At 64.4% G+C, this 16771-nt stretch carries 17 protein-coding genes; 7 read left to right on the plus strand and 10 right to left on the minus strand.

The features are described from left to right. The first annotated feature begins 137 nt into the window (after positions 1-137). From ABFC66_RS12465 to ABFC66_RS12475, 3 genes are read left to right on the plus strand one after another with little or no spacing between them, the layout of a single operon-like run. Positions 138-557 (plus strand): DUF1330 domain-containing protein, encoded by a 420-nt coding sequence (locus ABFC66_RS12465; RefSeq protein WP_346741291.1) that lies wholly within the window; start codon positions 138-140, stop codon positions 555-557. A 22-nt stretch (positions 558-579) separates the two neighbouring features. After that, the gene (locus ABFC66_RS12470; protein ID WP_346741292.1) at positions 580-792 is read left to right on the plus strand and encodes a hypothetical protein; all 213 of its coding nucleotides are present in this window, start codon (positions 580-582) and stop codon (positions 790-792) included. After that, entirely contained in the window at positions 779-1399 is a 621-nt protein-coding gene (locus ABFC66_RS12475; protein ID WP_346741293.1) for a TetR/AcrR family transcriptional regulator, read from the plus strand. Before ABFC66_RS12470 ends, ABFC66_RS12475 begins: the two co-directional genes overlap by 14 nt. Here the strand turns inward: ABFC66_RS12475 and ABFC66_RS12480 are convergent. Beyond that, positions 1375-1707 carry an Hpt domain-containing protein gene (locus tag ABFC66_RS12480; protein ID WP_346741294.1) on the minus strand — a complete coding sequence of 111 codons (333 nt, stop codon included), beginning with the start codon at positions 1705-1707 and terminating at the stop codon, positions 1375-1377. The two genes, ABFC66_RS12475 and ABFC66_RS12480, sit on opposite strands and share 25 nt — an antisense overlap. Before the next feature lie 174 nt (positions 1708-1881). Between ABFC66_RS12480 and ABFC66_RS12485 the strand changes: the two genes are divergently transcribed. Beyond that, positions 1882-4101 carry a hypothetical protein gene (locus ABFC66_RS12485; protein ID WP_346741295.1) on the plus strand — a complete coding sequence of 740 codons (2220 nt, stop codon included), beginning with the start codon at positions 1882-1884 and terminating at the stop codon, positions 4099-4101. A gap of 125 nt (positions 4102-4226) precedes the next feature. On the opposite strand, the gene ABFC66_RS12490 is transcribed toward ABFC66_RS12485, so the two are convergent. The 4 genes from ABFC66_RS12490 to ABFC66_RS12505 are packed head-to-tail and all read right to left on the minus strand — an operon-like array spanning position 4227 to position 7800. Next, the gene (locus tag ABFC66_RS12490) at positions 4227-4877 is read right to left on the minus strand and encodes an ABC-type transport auxiliary lipoprotein family protein (RefSeq protein ID WP_346741296.1); all 651 of its coding nucleotides are present in this window, start codon (positions 4875-4877) and stop codon (positions 4227-4229) included. Further along, positions 4874-5794, minus strand: a complete 921-nt coding sequence (locus ABFC66_RS12495; protein ID WP_346741297.1) for an MlaD family protein — start codon at positions 5792-5794, stop codon at positions 4874-4876. The genes ABFC66_RS12490 and ABFC66_RS12495 overlap by 4 nt, the downstream gene beginning before the upstream one ends. Before the next feature lie 18 nt (positions 5795-5812). Next, positions 5813-6601 carry an ABC transporter ATP-binding protein gene (locus ABFC66_RS12500; RefSeq protein WP_346741298.1) on the minus strand — a complete coding sequence of 263 codons (789 nt, stop codon included), beginning with the start codon at positions 6599-6601 and terminating at the stop codon, positions 5813-5815. Further along, positions 6598-7800, minus strand: a complete 1203-nt coding sequence (locus tag ABFC66_RS12505) for an ABC transporter permease (protein WP_346741299.1) — start codon at positions 7798-7800, stop codon at positions 6598-6600. Before ABFC66_RS12505 ends, ABFC66_RS12500 begins: the two co-directional genes overlap by 4 nt. 160 nt (positions 7801-7960) lie before the next feature. Here ABFC66_RS12505 and ABFC66_RS12510 point away from each other — a divergent pair, with 160 nt between their 5' ends. The 3 genes from ABFC66_RS12510 (at position 7961) to dgcA (ending at position 11977) form a co-directional block, all read left to right on the plus strand. Next, entirely contained in the window at positions 7961-8374 is a 414-nt protein-coding gene (locus ABFC66_RS12510) for a cytochrome c family protein (protein ID WP_346741300.1), read from the plus strand. A 218-nt stretch (positions 8375-8592) separates the two neighbouring features. After that, positions 8593-10851, plus strand: coding sequence for an adenylate/guanylate cyclase domain-containing protein (locus tag ABFC66_RS12515; protein WP_346741301.1), 2259 nt, complete (start codon positions 8593-8595; stop codon positions 10849-10851). A gap of 139 nt (positions 10852-10990) precedes the next feature. Further along, on the plus strand, positions 10991-11977 hold the full coding sequence (dgcA, locus tag ABFC66_RS12520) for an N-acetyl-D-Glu racemase DgcA (RefSeq protein WP_346741302.1): 987 nt from the start codon (positions 10991-10993) through the stop codon (positions 11975-11977). A 4-nt stretch (positions 11978-11981) separates the two neighbouring features. Here dgcA and ABFC66_RS12525 read toward each other — a convergent pair whose 3' ends face one another. The 5 genes from ABFC66_RS12525 to ABFC66_RS12545 all read right to left on the minus strand — a co-directional run bounded on the left by ABFC66_RS12525 (position 11982) and on the right by ABFC66_RS12545 (position 16763). Then, on the minus strand, positions 11982-12995 hold the full coding sequence (locus ABFC66_RS12525) for an NAD(P)-dependent alcohol dehydrogenase (protein ID WP_346741303.1): 1014 nt from the start codon (positions 12993-12995) through the stop codon (positions 11982-11984). Between the two features lie 128 nt (positions 12996-13123). After that, positions 13124-13981, minus strand: a complete 858-nt coding sequence (locus ABFC66_RS12530; protein WP_346741304.1) for a TauD/TfdA family dioxygenase — start codon at positions 13979-13981, stop codon at positions 13124-13126. Further along, positions 13938-15164: a major facilitator superfamily domain-containing protein 6 gene (locus ABFC66_RS12535; protein ID WP_346741305.1), complete on the minus strand. Its 1227-nt coding sequence runs from the start codon at positions 15162-15164 to the stop codon at positions 13938-13940. Before ABFC66_RS12535 ends, ABFC66_RS12530 begins: the two co-directional genes overlap by 44 nt. A gap of 118 nt (positions 15165-15282) precedes the next feature. Next, positions 15283-15732 (minus strand): hypothetical protein, encoded by a 450-nt coding sequence (locus ABFC66_RS12540; RefSeq protein ID WP_346741306.1) that lies wholly within the window; start codon positions 15730-15732, stop codon positions 15283-15285. Further along, on the minus strand, positions 15729-16763 hold the full coding sequence (locus ABFC66_RS12545; protein ID WP_346741307.1) for a phosphotransferase family protein: 1035 nt from the start codon (positions 16761-16763) through the stop codon (positions 15729-15731). Before ABFC66_RS12545 ends, ABFC66_RS12540 begins: the two co-directional genes overlap by 4 nt. Positions 16764-16771 lie beyond the last annotated feature (8 nt).

Consider the following 16771-nt stretch of genomic DNA (forward strand, 5'->3'; position numbering starts at 1 on the left):
ATCCCTTGACTTCAAAATATATAGTGGCATTCTTCATGTCAATATATTGACCTATGCCGCACCAGCCGGCCGCAGGGCACAAGCACGTTGGATCACCGGCGCATTCGTCATCGAGACCGCTTGAGAGAGGATTAGCCATGAATTACGAAATCGCCGTCTATCCGAAGCGTGAAAAGCTGATGGAGCTCGCAGGCTCGCAGGACACCGCGCCCATCGTCATGCTCAATCTGCTGAAGTTCCGCGACGTGGCCGAATACAAGGACGGACGCTCGGAGAAGATCAGCGGGCGCGAGGCCTATATGCGCTACGCCAACGAGATGGAGAAGATCGTTGTCGCCAATGGCGGTCGCTTCCTGTTCTTCGGCAATTTGAAGGATGTCGTGATCGGCAAGGTCGACGATCTCTGGGACGAGGTGGGTCTCGTCGAATATTCGTCGGCCGCGAGCTTTGCTACCCTCGTCACATCGCCCGAAGTGCTCGCCATCTCGATCCACCGCGACGCCGGCCTCGCCGGGCAGCTTCTGATCCGCTCGACGCTTCCCTTCGAACACAAATGAAGTGAGACACGGGAGGACGATCATGCGCCAGCCGTCTCGCACCGCCATTGCAGTTCTCTCGCTTCTGGGCGCCGTCAATCTCGGCGAGCTGGGACTTGGCCTCTTTCTCTTCTTCCTGTGTCGCCCCCTGCCCCATGCGGTGCCGGGGCAATATGGCGCGGTCCTTTCTTTCGTCGCGGTCGGCCTAATAGCCGCCTGGGAGTTGGCACACGGACGAGCAAATGGCGCAGGCTGAAGAGCCGATCGACAGGGAAGACGGCCGTCGACTGCGCGGACAGGAAAGCCGCCGGCGCATTGTCGAAGCCATGCTCGAACTCGTGCGCGAGGGCAACATCTCGCCCAGCGCAGAGGATGTTTCGGCGAAGGCCGATGTGGGATTGCGTACGGTCTTCCGCCACTTCAAAGATATGGACAGTCTCTACCGCGAGATTTCAGAACTGATGTTCGCGGAGATCGAACCCACCGCCTCCGACCCCTTGCCGGAGGGCGACTGGCCGCTTCGGCTCGAAGCCATGATCGACCGCCGCATCCATGTTTTCGAGAAGATCATGCCGTTCAAGATCGCGGCAGATATCCACAAGCATCGCTCCGCCTTCTTGCGCGAGGACGATGCGGCCTTGATGCGGATGCAGCGCTCGGCGCTGCGCGAGGCCCTGCCTGCCGACCTTCGGAACGACCGCATGTATTTCGAGACGATCGACCTGCTGATGAGCTTCGACAGTTGGCGAAGGCTGCGGAAGGATCAGAGGCTTTCAGTGGCGCAGGCGCGGAAGATGGTGCACTTTGCCGTCGGCGCCATCGCGGCAGCCGCCGGTCTTCACCCGATCAATTCATCGATATAGAGATTGACCGCCGCAATGGCCGCACGGAGGCGTTCGATCATTGCCGCCCTGCGAGCCCGATCCACCATGCGTTCCGCCTCTTCCGCGATGTCGCCCAGCGCGAAGGCGCCGAGGCCGCGCGCGGACCCCTTCAGGCTATGCGCGGCGTCGCGCCACTCCTTGTCGTCTGCCGCGTCGCCCAGCCGGTCGAGATAGAGCTGCGCCTGCGAGCGGAAAAGGCCGAGAAGCTCGGCCTCGAGGTCGCGATTGCCCAGCGTGTATTGCGCGAGGTGGTCGAGATCGAGGGCTGGCGTGGACTTCACGGTCATGGGTTGTCTCCGAAAGCCGGGTCGCGGCGTCGCAAAGCCTAGCCGGGCATTTGGTAGCGAAGCGTTAATCGCGAGGACGCCGCCCACCGGGACGCGGGCGCAGGCCCTCGCCGGTTGACGGGCAGGCCGCCTTCCGACAGGTTGAAGTCAGGCTTCGCCAAGGGGCAAAAGACCATGAAAATACTGGATTTGGCGCCAAGGGCGCCCGAAACCGCGGAATCTCCGGCCGGCAACGAGCCGCCGGTGAAGGCGGCCAATGAGGACTCGCCTGCGGCGGGGGCCCTTTATCGGCTGATCGCGCGGCGCCCCTCGAAGCGCATTCCGGCTGCCGCGGCGGTGGCGAGCCTTTTCTGCCTTGGCGCGACGGCGGCCTATGTCTGGGGTCTTTACGGATCGGAAGGCGTCGCCACGCTAGCGCGAAGCGAGATCGCGCTGATCGGGGGGGCGGCCGCCCTGCCCGTCATTCTGATCTGGCTGGGGGCCTATGCCATCTGGCGCGGACAGGAAATGAAGCTCATGGCCGAGGCGCTGGCGCGCACCGCCATCCGCATGACGGACCCTGCAGATCCGGCGAGCGACGAGATTGCCAGCATCTCGCAGGCCGTGCGCCGCGAACTCGACGCGATGAAGGCAGGGCTCGCCGAGGCGCTGTCCGAAACGGAGAGACTCAACGCGCTCATCGCGACGGAACTCGAGGCCATCGAGAAAGGCTCGGGCCGCGCGGAGGAGCGCACGCGGGTGATGGGTGAGCTGCTCAGCGAGCACCGTGAGGGCCTGGGCGAGCTTGTCCGCGCCATCGGCACCGAGAGCGACACGGTCGCACGGTCGATCCGCGAACAGGTGGACGCGGTGCGGGGGCTCGTCGGCAAGGCGGAAACGACGCTCGAAGAAGCGGGCACGCGCATCGTCGCGCAGACGGAAACGCTCGCCCGCGTCAGCGAGGCGGCGCGGGCCGGCGCCGACGCCACGACCTCGATGCTCGACAGGCAGGCCTCGCGGCTGGAAGTCGTCGCCAATACGGCGCTCTCACAGGCGGACACGCTGGCGCAGCGCTACGAAACGAAGCGTCAGCTCATCGGCGAGGTGGCGGAGAAACTCGCCGTCGAGCGCGAGAAGCTCGAAGCCGTCTTCGAGGCACATCGCGACAACATGCTTGCCGCCGATCAGGCGATGAATGAGCGGACGCAGGAGATCGGCCGCGCGGCGGCAGAGCTTGCCGCACGCCTCAACGCCACGTTCGACAACGCGGCGGAGCGGGCGAAGGGGCTCGACGAGACGATCGCCGCCAATATCGAACGGGCTGTCGCCGAGATGAGCGACGCCTCGGGAACGATCAGCCGTTCGGCGGGCGCGGCGACGCGGGCCATCGGCGCAACCGTCGAGGAATTGCGGGGCGCGACCGGCGCGCTTGGCGACGATGTGACGCGCGCCGCGGCAGAAGCCATTGCCGCCATGGTGAACCAGGTCCGCGCGGCGACCGCCACCATGATGGCCGATGTGACCAAGGCCACGTCGGCGCTTTCCACCGATATCGGGGAACGCACGGATGCGCTGCGCGTGATCGTGACCAAGGCCGTTTCAGACAGCGACCATGCCGGCGAGCGCTTCAACGCCGCGATGATCCGCCTCGGCGGCGCCGCGAAGGAAGCCGGCCGCGCGATGCAGGAAGCTTCCAGCGAACTCGACGCGCGGCTTGCGCGCATGCCCGCTGAAGCGGCGGCAAGCGCCGCATCGCTCAGCCATGTGTTGCAGGACCAGCTTTCAGCGCTCGCCTCGATCGCCGACATCGTGGCCCGCCATGCGCGGACGCTCGACCGGACGTCACCGATGCATGGTGGGGAAGCGCCGCCTCCCCCGCCCCGTCCGGAAACCGCCTGGCCCGAGGCCTCGCGGCCGATGGAGAATGCGCGGCCTGCCGATGCATCGCGCCGATGGGGCATTTCCGATCTGCTGGCCGCGGCCGAACGCCTGCCCGACCGGGACGCGCCGTCGAAGCCCGGCGAGGTGGCCGAGGAGTTGACCGACGCCGAGTTCCATCGCTCGTCCCTTCAGGTGATCGAAACCTTGCAGGCGCTTGCCGTCGATCTCGACCGGGCGCTTGAACAGAGCCCGCCCGCCGAACTTTGGCAGCGCTATCAGGCAGGCGAGCGCAATGTCTTCGCGCGGCGCCTCTACAACATCGCCGGCCGCCAGCTCTATGACCGCATCGCCGTCAAATATCGTGGAGACGAGGAGTTCCGCGAGCATGTCGACAGGTTCGTGTCGCTGTTCGAGCGCCTGCTCGCTTCCGCCTCGACGCGCGACCGGGACAATATCCTCGTGGAAACCTATCTCACCTCGGACACGGGCAAGGCCTATCTGATCCTTGCGCAGGCGAGCGGCAAGCTCGCTTGAAAGGCACGATCCCCCTTCGAGACGCGGACCTTCGGTCCGCTCCTCAGGGTGAGGGTTGAGTCAGAAAATGTTCCTCATCCGGAGGAGGCTGCAACGCAGCCGTCTCGAAGGATGACGCCACGAGCTCAGCGCTGGGCTGTCTTTGCTGCGGCCGTGCGGGCGCTTTCATCGGCCCAGATGGCAATGCCCTCCAGAACCTGACGGAGGCCCGCGTCATAGGCCGCGACAATGGCGGAGATGCCCCCGCCCTTGACGGGGACCGATGCGCTGAAGGACTTCGCGGCGACGATGCTGCGCTCGTTCTCAAGCACCAGCCGCGCATAAAGCTCGATCCTGACCGCCGGGCTGGACGCGTCCGTCGCATCGACAGCGAACTGCCGGATGTCGCCTGCGAGTTCATAATCCCCGCGCAGATCGGCGCTCCGCGTCGCGACGGCGGCGAAGCGGCCCGAATTTTCCATCGTCTCGACCATGAGATTCTGGATCAGGCGCGGCGCACGGTCGGCCCAGCGCGCATCCGCGTAATATTTGAGTTCGTTCGCGCCGGACCGCTGGACGATGCGCGCGCTGTCGACGACGGCGGGAGCGGCAAATTCATCGACCACCACTCGCGCCCGCCCCGCCGCATTCGCCGTGGACGGCGCGGGATGCCCGGCGCTCAGCGTGAAGAGCTGCGGGGCCGGCTCACTGGCGATGTTTGCCAGCGCGCAGGCGCAAAGCGGAAGAAGAAGGACAAGCGCCGCACTGCGCCGCGCGAAACGAAGAAGCGGGTTCATTGTGCTTTCACTTCCGGTACGTTTTTGCCGATGAGGAAACGCGCCGGATCGTCTTGGGCGCGGGAAACGATGCGATCGAGCGCGGTGACGAGTTCGCGTGTCTCGGCGACAAGCTGGGGAATTTGCGTCAGCCCGTCCCGGCTCATGCGATTGATCGCCGGACCGTTGACGCGCAGGAGTTGGTCGAGATTGTCCGCGACCTTGCGGTAGGAATCCGACGTGCTGCGCAGATCGGTGATGAGGCCCTTGGCGTCATTCTTGACCAGACTGTCGGCGCTGCGGCTGAGCGAGCTGAAATGCTCCGATGCGTCGGCGAGATTCTTGATCGCCCGCTTCATGTCGCCGGAGCTGTCGGCAAGCTCGGTCGAGAGCCTGTCGATATTGTCGACGACATGCCCGATCGATTTCTGGTTGTTGAGCAGCATCTCGTTCAGCTGCTGAAGAAGCTGGTTGGCGCTCTGCAGGGTTTCGGGCGCGGACTTCGCCAGTTCCTGCAGGGTCGAGGGCGCGCCACGAATGATGGCGTAGGCTTCGCCATTCTTCGGCTTCAGAAGCTGCGAGTTGGGGCTGCCGCCCGTGATCTGAATGACGGCGACGCCGGTGATGCCCGAGGCTTCGAGCTGTGCGATCGAGTCCTCCTTGACGGGGGTGCGGGCGTCGACCTGGATCAGCGCCACGACCTCGCTCGGATCGCGTTCGTCGAGATGAAGATCCATCACGCGGCCGACCGGCAGGCCGTTGAACTGAACGGAACCGGACTTGCTCAGGCCGGAGACCGAGCCGCGAAAAATGATCTGGTAGTAGGAATATTGACGGTCGAGCTGCACCTGGCTGATCCAGAGCGCGAAGCCGAAGATGCAGGCCAGAACCACCAGCGCGAAAGTCCCGATCAGGACATTGTTCGATTTGATTTCCATGATGTCGCCCGGGTTCGCCTACTTGCCAGCAAAGGCCGCGCGCGCACGCGGGCCGTGGAAATATTCCCTGATCCAGGGGTGCTCGCTCCGCAACATGTCGTCGATCGTTCCGATCAGGATAACACGCCGTTCGGCCAGCACAGCTATCCTGTCGCAGGTGGCGTGAAGCGTATCGAGATCATGGGTCACCATGACGACGGTGAGGCCGAGCGTGTGCGCGAGGTCTGTAATAAGTTCGTCAAAGGCCGCCGCGCCGATGGGATCGAGGCCGGCGGTCGGCTCATCCAGAAACAGGATTTCTGGGTCGAGCGCCAGCGCGCGGGCCAGCCCCGCCCTCTTTTTCATGCCGCCCGAAAGCTCGGAGGGGAAAAGGTCCGCCGCGCCGGAGCGAAGACCGACCATGGCGATCTTCACCGCCGCAAGCTCGTCCATGAGCTGCTTGCCCATGTGGAGATGCTCGCGATAGGCGACCTGCACGTTCTCGGCGACGGTGAGGGCCGAAAACAGCGCGCCCTCCTGAAAGAGAACGCCCCAGCGCCTCTCCTGCTCCCGGCGTTCGTCTTCCGGGAGCGCTTCGAGATCCTTGCCGAAGACGCGAATGGAGCCGCCGTCCGGCGACTTCAGGCCGAGAATGGTGCGCAGAAGCACCGACTTGCCGGTGCCCGAGCCGCCGACGATGCCGAGCACCTCGCCGCGTCTGACCGACAGGTCGAGATGTTCATGGATCACGTGCTCGTCGAACTTCGTGAGAAGTCCCCTGACCTCGATGATCGGCTCTTCGGCGATTTCGCCCTGCCTGTCCATCATAGCCCCACCGCTGTGAAGAACATGGCGAAGACCGCATCGAGAATGATGACGAGAAAGATCGAACGCACGACCGAGCGCGTCGTCTGTGTGCCGACGGATTCCGCGCTGCCGGTGACGTCGAGGCCGGACCGGCACCCGACCAGCGCAATGACGATCGCCATGAAGGGCGCCTTCAGGATACCGACACCGAAGGTCCAGAAATCTGCGGCGGCGCGAAGCCTCTCGATATAGACGGCGGGCGACATGTTGAGCTGCATGACCGCGACCACGCCGCCGCCGAGAAGACCCATGAGGTCGCCCACGAAGGTCAGCAGCGGCATGGTGAAGAGCAGCGCGAGAACGCGCGGGACCACCAGCATGTCCATCGGATCGAGGCCAAGGGTTCGCATGGCGTCGATTTCCTCGCGCATCTTCATCGAGCCGATTTCCGCCGTGAAGGCGCTGCCCGAACGGCCCGCGACGATGATGGCGGTGAGCAATATGCCGACTTCGCGCAGGAAGATGATCGCGATGAGATTGACGGTGAAGACATCCGCGCCGAAGCGGCGAAGCTGCGTCGCGCCCTGCTGCGCGATGACGGCGCCGATGAGGAAGGTGAGCAGGCAGACAAGCGGCAGCGCGTCGAAGCCTGCCTTTTCCATGTGGTGAACGAGCGGCGTCAGGCGGAAGCGGCTCGGATGGCGGATGCTGCGCCAGACCGTGGCGAGGACATGGCCCAGAAATTCGACGAAGATGAGCGCTTCCGACCACATGGCGACGAGCGCGGCGCCGATCCGCCCCACGATTTCGACATAGAGCGATGACCGCTCCGGAACGGTGGGCTTTGGCAATCCGCCCTCGCCCACCTTGTCGAGCAGAACCTTGTGGCCCTCGTTGAGCCCCTGGTAACTCACCTTAACGCCCTGCGCCTCGAGCGAGGCGACGGTGCGGTCGATGAGCCAGGCGCCCGCCGTGTCGAGACGGATGAGCGCCGACATGTCGAAAATGGCGTCCTCGCCCGAAGGCCTCGCCCCGGTGAAAGCACGCAGCTCATCATCAATGGCGAGGATCGGGGCCACGGACCAGTCGCCCGCCGGGCGGAAGGTGAAGCCGCCGGCCCTGATCTCGACGGTATAGGAGGCGGCAGCCCCCCGACCGGAAGGCCCCCGACCGGAAGGCCCCCGACCGGAAGGCTCTTGAGCGCCCGATGCTTCCGCCAAACCGCCTCCAGATTTCCAAAAATTCACGCGCCAGTTTGACGCACGACCTTCCCTGAGCCGAAAGTTAGTTTAGCCTATGCGCCGACGCGATAGCCAGACAGAGCGGTCCGCTTTGCTGTGGCCGCCTACGCAAGAAATAGAACACCAAGGAGATAACATCATGAAGGCGGTTCTGAACGGATTGGCCACTTTTGCGCTCGCCATGTCGCTCGCGGGCGTGGCGTCGGCCGATGACGACCGGAAGGGTGGAGACGCCGAAAAAGGCGAGAAGGTTTTCAAGAAGTGTGCTGCCTGCCACACCGTCGAGGAAGGCGGTCCGAACCGCGTGGGCCCGAACCTGCACGGCATTATCGACCGGCCGGCCGCTTCGCATGCCGGCTACAAGTATTCCGCCGCCATGACGAAGAAGGGCACCGAGGGCCTGAAATGGTCCGAGGAAAACCTCTTCACCTATCTTGAAAAGCCCTCGGCCTTCGTTCCCGGCACCAACATGACCTTCATCGGCCTGAAGAAGCCCGAGGACCGCAAGGACCTGATCGCCTACCTCGAAAAGGCCGCCGGCCACACGAAGTAAGCGCAGCCGCGCCCGACAAGCTCCTTTCCCGGCCCCTGCCGCACCTCGCGCGGGGCCGGGAAAAGCGATCCCCCCGCCTCTCCCCCCTCTGGAACGAAAGCTGCACCGCCGACCATGGCGGGTCTGTCATTGTCCCGCAACAGGACAACGGCAGATAGACTTGTCCAGAACCGGGGCACGCCGACGCCTGAACAGGCCAGCGCTGTGAGAGAGAGACGATGGAAGCGACACCTGCATTCCGCAGACTTTCGGCGATCCTGCCGGGCCTCGTGCTCGTGCTGAGCCTCGCTCTCTCGATCTATGACATCGGCGGCCTGGCGACCGCGCTGCGCGACCAGGTGTTCGACGTCTATCAGCGTATCGAGCCCCGCAAGGCCGGACCGGAAGGGCCACACGCCGTCTATATCGACATCGGCACCGAGAGCGCCCAGCGCTATGGCGCCTGGCCATGGCCGCGCAAGCGCCTCGCAGACCTGGTGAATGCCGTGCAGGCCGCAGGCGCGAGCGCCATTCTTCTCGACATGCCGCTCTACGAGGAGGATCCGACGTCGACCGCCTCGCTGCTGAAGCTCTGGGCGCCGCTGCCCGATTCAACCTCCTATGAATTGCGCGAAGGATTGGCGAGCCTGCCCGACCATGAACAGGCTTTTGCGGCGCTGCTCGCCACCACGCCTTCCGTGATTTCCTTCGAACCGGGCAAGGCGCCGCTCGGCGAAAGCCGGCTGCCCGTCGCTCATGCCGACGTCGCCTCGACCGGTAGCGATGCGCGCCACTACGCGGCGACCTATGCGCTCTGGCGCCCGAGCCTCGCCCAGTTTGAGGCGGCGGCCAAGGGCGGCGGCGCGGCCCTGCCCGATCAGACGCCCGGCACTGCGGTACGTTCGCTGCCCATGCTCGTCAATCTGGGTGGAACGCTCTACCCCTCCAATGTCCTCGAAGCGCTGCGCGTCCTGCGCGGCGGCACCACCTTTCGCGCGAGAGTGGCCGAGTCCGAAATGGGCTTCACCTTCGGCATGGAGCCCGGCGTCGAGCAGGTCTCCATCGACGATACGGGTCTCGCCGCGCTGACCAGCATCAAGGGCGCCTTGAGGCTCTATTTCGGCGCGCCGGACACGCGCCTGGCCGTCTCGGCCGCGAAGCTCCTCGACGGCGATGCCGACATTCCGACGCTCAGGAACCGCATTGCCGTGATCGGCGTTTCGGCCAATGGCACGCAGCGGCTCTACGATACGCCCATGGGCATTCAGATGCCCTCCGGCGCCATCGCGGCCAATGCGATCGACCAGATTATCGACGGCGCGTTCCTGACGCGCCCAGGCTGGGCCACGGCCGCCGAACAGCTCTATATCTTCATCGGCGGCGTTCTCGTCATCATCCTGCTCAGCCTTTTCCGTTTCCGCTGGGGCTTCACGCTCACGCTGCTTCTCGGCGGCGGCGGTCTCTATGCCTCATGGTGGGCGTTCGAGACACATCGCTGGCTCATCGATCCCTCGCTTGGCGGTCTGACGCTGATCGCGGCGAGCCTGACCTGCGCGCTGATGACGAAGCTACACTCCGAAGAACAGACGAACTTCATCGATGCGCAATTCGCCCGGCGTCTCTCGCCGTCGGGTCTTGCCAAGGTGCATGCACATCCGAATCTCGTTCAGGCGGAAGGACAGCTCAAGCCGGTGACCTCGGTGGTCGTCGGGCTTCGCGGCTTCAACATCATCGCCGACCGTTACCTCGAAGATCCCAAGGCCTATGCCGACATCCTCAACCGGTTCTTCTCGCCCATGGTGAAGATCGTTCAGGACCGCAACGGCATGGTGGACCGCACCGTGGGCGACACGCTCTATGCCGTCTGGAATGCGCCGTTCGACGTCAACGAGCACGCATCAAAGGGCTGCGACGCGGCGCTTCGCATGGTCGAGAACCTCGAAGCGTTGAACGAATTCCTTGAAGAAGACGCGCGGCGCCAGCATTTGAGCCACGTGCCGCTCAGCCTTTCGATCGGCATCGATACGGGGCTCGCCACCACGGGCAATATGGGCGCGATCTTGCAATTCGATTACGGCGTGCTTGGCGAACCTGTGAGCTTCGGCGCCCATCTCCAGCGCAATGCGCGGAACTATGGCCCGGCCATCATTGTGGGCGAAGGCACGCAGCGCGCGGTGGGCGACCGCTATGCGCTGCTCGAAATCGACCTCATCTCGACGCCGCGCCACCCGGAAGGCCGCCGCGTCTTCGCCCTGCTCGGCGACCCGATCATGCGCGCCAATCCGAAGTTCCGCGCGTTGCAGGAAGCGCATGCGCTGATCTTCTCGGCCTATCGCAACCAGCGTTGGGCCGACGCACGAGCGGCGATCACCGAATGCCGCAAGCTCAACGGCGCGATCTCGACGCTCTACGATTTCTACGAGGCGCGGATCGCGCAGTACGAGGCCAATCCGCCGGGCGAGCACTGGAACGGCTCCTGGTATGCGGGCCGGATCTGACGTCCGAGAAATCGTGTCTCTTTGGACTTGGCGACTTTGCGCGAGAAAGGCATCATCCGGCCAGATGATTGCCCTCCACTCTCTCTGCGCGTCACGCCCCGCATGAAGCGGACATGACGAGTAGAAAGAAAGAAACCAGATGACGCGCGAGATTTCCGTCGAAACCGAAACCTGGCCCATCGCGGGCGCCTTCACCATTTCCCGCGGCTCGAAAACGGAAGCCCATGTCGTCACCGTCACCATTCGCGACGGCGATGCGACGGGGCGCGGTGAGTGCGTTCCCTATGGCCGCTATGGCGAGACGGTGAAGGACGTCATGGCATCGATCAAGGGCGCGAGCCAGGCGCTCGCCGACGGCATGACGCGCGAGGAATTGCAGCGCGCCATGACCCGAGGCGCGGCGCGCAACGCCATCGATTGCGCGCTCTGGGATCTCGAAGCGAAGCTCTCCGGGAACCCGGTCTGGAAGCTCGCAGGTCTCGAAGAGCCGAAGCCGCTGACCACCGCCTATACGCTGAGCCTCGCCGAGCCCGACGTCATGCGCGAGGCGGCGCGCGCGGCGGCGGCGCGGCCGCTTCTCAAGCTGAAGCTGGGCGGCGATGGACAGGACATTGCCCGCGTCGCGGCGGTGCGCGAAGGCGCGCCCGATGCGACGCTCATCGTTGATGCGAATGAAGGCTGGAAGGCGGACGACGTGCTGCCGCTCGCCACGGAACTCGCAAAGCTCAATGTCGCGCTGATCGAACAGCCGCTGCCTGCGAAAGAGGACGAAGCGCTCCGTGGCCTCGCCTGCCCCATTCCGCTTTGCGCCGACGAATCCGCGCATGGGCTCGAAGGCATGATGCGACTCGTCGGGCTCTATCAGTATGTGAATGTGAAGCTCGACAAGACGGGCGGGCTCACCGAAGCGCTTTCGGTCATCCGCTGCGCGAAGCGGCGCAAGCTTGAAGTGATGGTCGGCTGCATGGTCGCAACCTCGCTCGCCATGGCGCCTGCCGCGCTGGTCGCGCAGGGCGCTGCCTTTGTCGATCTCGACGGGCCGCTTCTGCTCGCGAAGGACCGCGAACATGGCATCCGTTACGACGGCAGCGTGATGCTGCCGCCGGAACGGGCGCTGTGGGGCTGACGCTTCAGGCGATATTCAGGACGATCTTTCCGAAGTGGGAGGCGCCTGCCATCGTCGTGAAGGCGGCACACGCTTCTTCGAGCGGGTAGCGCTTGTCGATCACCGGATGGATGTCGTTGACCTCGATCGCGCGGACCATGTCTTCGAAATGGGCGCGGCTGCCGACCGAGATGCCGGTGATGCGGAGGTTCTGCGAGAAGATCGCGGCGACGTTCACATCCTTGACGACGCCCGAGAGGATGCCAATGACGGCGACATGCCCGCCGATGCGCGCCGCCATGATCGACTGCGATAGCGTATCCGCGCCGCCAACCTCGACGACATGATCGACGCCGCGACCGCGCGTGAGCTTGCGGGCCTCGCTCGACCAGTCAGGCGTCTTCTTGTAGTTGATGGTGAGATCGGCGCCGAGCGCCTTCGCGCGTTCGAGCTTTTCGTCGGATGACGAGGTGATGATGACGCGCGCGCCGGCGGCCTTGGCGAATTGCAGCGCGAAGATCGAAACGCCGCCCGTGCCCTGAAGCAGAACGGTATCGCCCGCCTTGATGTCTCCTTCGACGACGAGCGCGCGCCATGCGGTGAGGGCTGCGCAAGGCAGCGTGGCAGCTTCCTCGGCCGTGTAGCCCGCGGGCGCCTTGGCGACGCCTTCGGCGGAGAGCTTGATGTAATCCTGCGCGCAACCGTCGAGCGGACCGCCGAGAGGCTGGGAAATGGCGGCAAGCGAAGGACCGCCGGAGAACCAGCTCTGGAAGAATTGCGGGCAGACATGATCGCCGACCTTCACCCGCGTCACGCCTGCGCCGACTTCGACCACTTCGCCTGCGCCATCCGACAGCGGCACCAGAGGGGCGCCGGGCTCCGTGCGGCCAAAGCCGGTCACGGTGGCAAGATCGCGATAGTTGAGCGAGGCAGCCTTGAGCCGAACGACGATTTCACCCGGCCCCGCCTTCGGCACCTCGCGATTTTCGAGATGCAGGTGGTCGATGCCGAAGCCGTCTTTCAGAACGATAGCGCGCATGTCATGTCTCCCTCAGAGTTTCTGTGTGCTCAATAACTGAACGCGAAGAGAGTGTTGTCAACGCACGAAAATTTGAGGGAGCTCGCGCGACACATTGCCCTTGCGGCATGCCGCAAGGGAAGCGCGACTTACCGCGGGCTGTCGCCCTTGATCTGCGTGCGATGCATGACACGGCGCTGTTTTCCGTCGAACGCATCGCGACGATGAATGGCGCAGCGATTGTCCCAGATCAGAAGATCGCCGACCCGCCATTGATGCGTCCATGAGAATTCAGGCTTCGCGCAATGCGCCCAGAGCGCGTCGAGAAGGCGTTCACTCTCCTCGAGCTTCATGCCTTCGACATAGGCGTTGAGGCGGCGGCCGAGATAGAGCGCCTTGCCGCCCGTCACCGGATGCGTGCGCACCATCGGATGCTTGGCGCCCGGCGCCGTGCGCACGTCGAGCACCGCACCGGCGCCGGCGCGCAATTCGCCAACGCTCGTGGTGCTGGAATCATGATTGGCAAAACGGCCTTCGATCGCCTGTTTGAGATCGGCGGGCAGAGCTTCATAGGCCTTGTACATGTTCGCAAAGCTCGTATCGCCGCCGTGATCCGGAATCTCCAGCGAGTGGAGAACGCTCGCCATGGGCGGCTCATCGACATAGGACATGTCGGTATGCCACTCGGCTTCCTTGTCGCCCAGCGCGCCGATGGGCCTTCCGTTCTCGACCACGTTCGAGATGATCCAGATTTCCGGCCGCGATTTCTCCTGCGCGCCCGCATAGTCGGTGGCGCTTGCGGGTGCGATGTCGAGCTCGCCGAAATGACGAGAGAAACGGATGAGGTCGTCGTCGGTCAGCTTCTGGCCGCGGAAGAGCAGAACGATGTGATCGGCCCATGCCTCTTTCAGAGCGGCCACATCGGCTTCGCTCAGTGGCTTCGAAATATCGAGCCCGCGAACCTCAGCACCCAGCGCCGCGCCCGTGGGCAGGATCTCGATCGTCATCGTTACCTTCCTCTTCTTCCAACACCAGCAGCGGTCCGCCGCTCCAGCGCGCACTGATGATGAGCGTGCCGAAAAATGAAACGGCGCCGACAGCGGCGCTCAACAGATAGGCCCTTGAGCCGAATGACTGATAAAGCGAGCCAGCGGCGAGCGTCATGATGCCCATTATAACGCCCGCAGAGAGAGATGCGTAGAGGCTCTGGGCTGTGGCCGCGAGTGAACGCGGTGTCGCCCGCGCGAGAAAATGGATCGTGCCGAGATGCGCCGCGCAATAGGTGAAGGCATGGAGCGTCTGAAGCGGAAAGAGGATCCAGAGCGGTGGGTTCATGGCCGTGACACCCCAGCGCAGAACGGTTGCCGCCGCGCCAAGCGACATCATGCGAACGGCCCCCACCCGCGCCACGACGCGGCCCGAAAAGGCAAAGAGGATGATCTCCGCCACGACGCCGACACCCCACAGAATGCCGATCACCTCATTGCTGTAGCCGAGCTTCTGCCAATTCAACGTCCCGAAAGCGTAATATACGGCGTGGGTCGACTGGATGAGGCTCGCGGTCACGAGCCCTATGAGGAACAAGGGCTCGCGCGCGATGGCGAGCGCGGCGTGGAGCTGGCCGCCCTTCCGTGTACTGCGCATCGCCGTTGGCACCTCCGGCGCGAGCAGATAGGCGCCGGCAAGATTGACCATGATCGCGACGATGAGGCAGGTCGAAATGATGAGCGGGCCTTGCCAGCCGAGCAGCCAGCCGACGCCGAGGCTCGCGCCGATGAAGGTGATCGAGCACCAGAGCCGCACACGCCCGTAATCGATGCCGTGGTCATGCGCCGCCTTCATGGCCAGCGCCTCGATCAGCGGCGTGATCGACGGCCATAACGACATGAGAAGCAGCGTGACGAGGAATATCTGCCAGAAGCCGTCGCTCACCGTGTAGAGGCAGACCGCAATCAGCGAGCCCCAGGCAAGAGCAATGACGACGCGGCGGCGATTGTCGAGCCGGTCGGCAAGGAAGGCGAACAATGGCCCCGCGGCGATGCGCAGGAACATGGTCGCGGCCATGATGATGGAAATTTCCTGGGGACCGAGCCCCTTCGCCTTCAGCCAGACGGGAAAGAATGGCACCTGCACGCCCGAAAACAGGCAGAGCGAGGCGTAGAAGACGGACAGGCGTAGCGCGAGCGGCATGATGTGGCCCGAATGACCCCAGGTGACCCATTTGTCCGGGCCGCCCAGTCATAGCCGATGCCATGGGCCGCGCAAGAGGGAGACGCCTCCCCCGCCGGGGGAGGCGTCCGATTTCAGCCTAGCCGAGGGACGGGAAGACGAAGCGGCGGGCTTCGACGCTGCCGAGCAGGAAGTCCCAGATCTTCCCTTCAAGGCCGGCGGCCCAGGGGGCCTTCGAGACTTCGGCAACGGCCTGAAGCTCGATCAGCAGCTTCTTCAGGGCGTCGTTCGAGGAGTCGAGCGCGCGAACGCGGAGCGACTCGTCCTTCGTCCTGGAGGCGGCTTCGAGCCTCCCGGCAAGGTTCTTGTCATCGATGAGCTTCGCCGCTTCCGCGAAGAGCGCGCGCATCTGCGCGTTCTCCTGATAACGAACGTCGGCGGCGCGATCGACTTCCTGCGCGACCATCAGCATCGACATCGAGATGATGCCGACGCTTCCGAGCGTATATTCGCCGCCGAGCTGCGGGGCGATGTCCATCAGCATGGTGCCGGCGAAGCCGGCGAGCATGACATCTGCATCGGGTTTCATGCGCGGGCCTCCTTCGACAGGGCGGCGAGTTCCTTCGCAAGCACCCGGTTGTGAACGTCGGTCGGATAGATGCTCGACAGGGCGAGGATCGGATCGCGGTTCGAGCCCGACTGATATTCCTTGCCCGCCGAAATCCAGATGGCGAGGCCCTTCAGCGAATTGAAGATCTCCCACCAGCGCAACGCCTTGGGATCGATCTTGAGACCGCTGGCTTCCTGCCAGAGACGCAGAGACTCGGCGCGGGGCAGCATGCCGCCCGGAAGCTCCTTGTTGTCGAAGCCCCAAAGCGGGTCGGCCGCCCAGCACAGATCCTCGAGCGGGTCGCCGAGATGGCACATTTCCCAATCGAGGATCGCCTTGATCTCCCCTTCCGGGTTGAAGAGGAAATTGCCGGAGCGATAGTCGCCATGCACGACGCTGATCTTCTGCGCGGGCGGCGGCGGATTGCGGCGCAGCCAGCGGATCGCCGCACGGGCGACGGGCTGCGGGCAAAGCTCATCCTCGTCGATGACCTTTTCCCATTTGTCCAGTTCGCGGCTCCAGCACTCGTCCGGCGCGACCGGGTCCATCTTGAGACCGAGCTTGTCCGGATCGGCGGCAGCGATATGGCCGAGATGGGTCCAGAACTGCTTGCCGAGCTTCTGCGCCATGGGACCGTAGGGATCGGGCGTGAAAGGCGAGCCCGCCGCGCAGCCGACGATCTGCTCCATCACGAAGAAGGGCCGGTCGAGCCATTTCAGATCGGTTTCGAGGTAGAGCGGTTCCGGCACGGGAAGGCCCGTGGGATGGAAGGCGCGATAGGCGTTGTATTCCAGATCGCGCTCGGTCTCGATGAGGCTCGCCACCGGATCGCGACGAAGGATGAGAGGCCGCACCACGCGGTGCCCGCCCTCGTCCCAGGCCGCATTGAGCCGGAAGGTTTCGCGGCTTGCGCCGCCATGAATGCGCGAAACGTCCGAGACCTCGATATTCGTGGCCTGGGGCATCCTGTGCGCGAGATAAGCAGCAAAGCGCTTTGCGATGTCTTCCATGTTCGACA

Source organism: Parvibaculum sp., from assembly GCF_039680535.1.
Lineage (GTDB): Bacteria > Pseudomonadota > Alphaproteobacteria > Parvibaculales > Parvibaculaceae > Parvibaculum.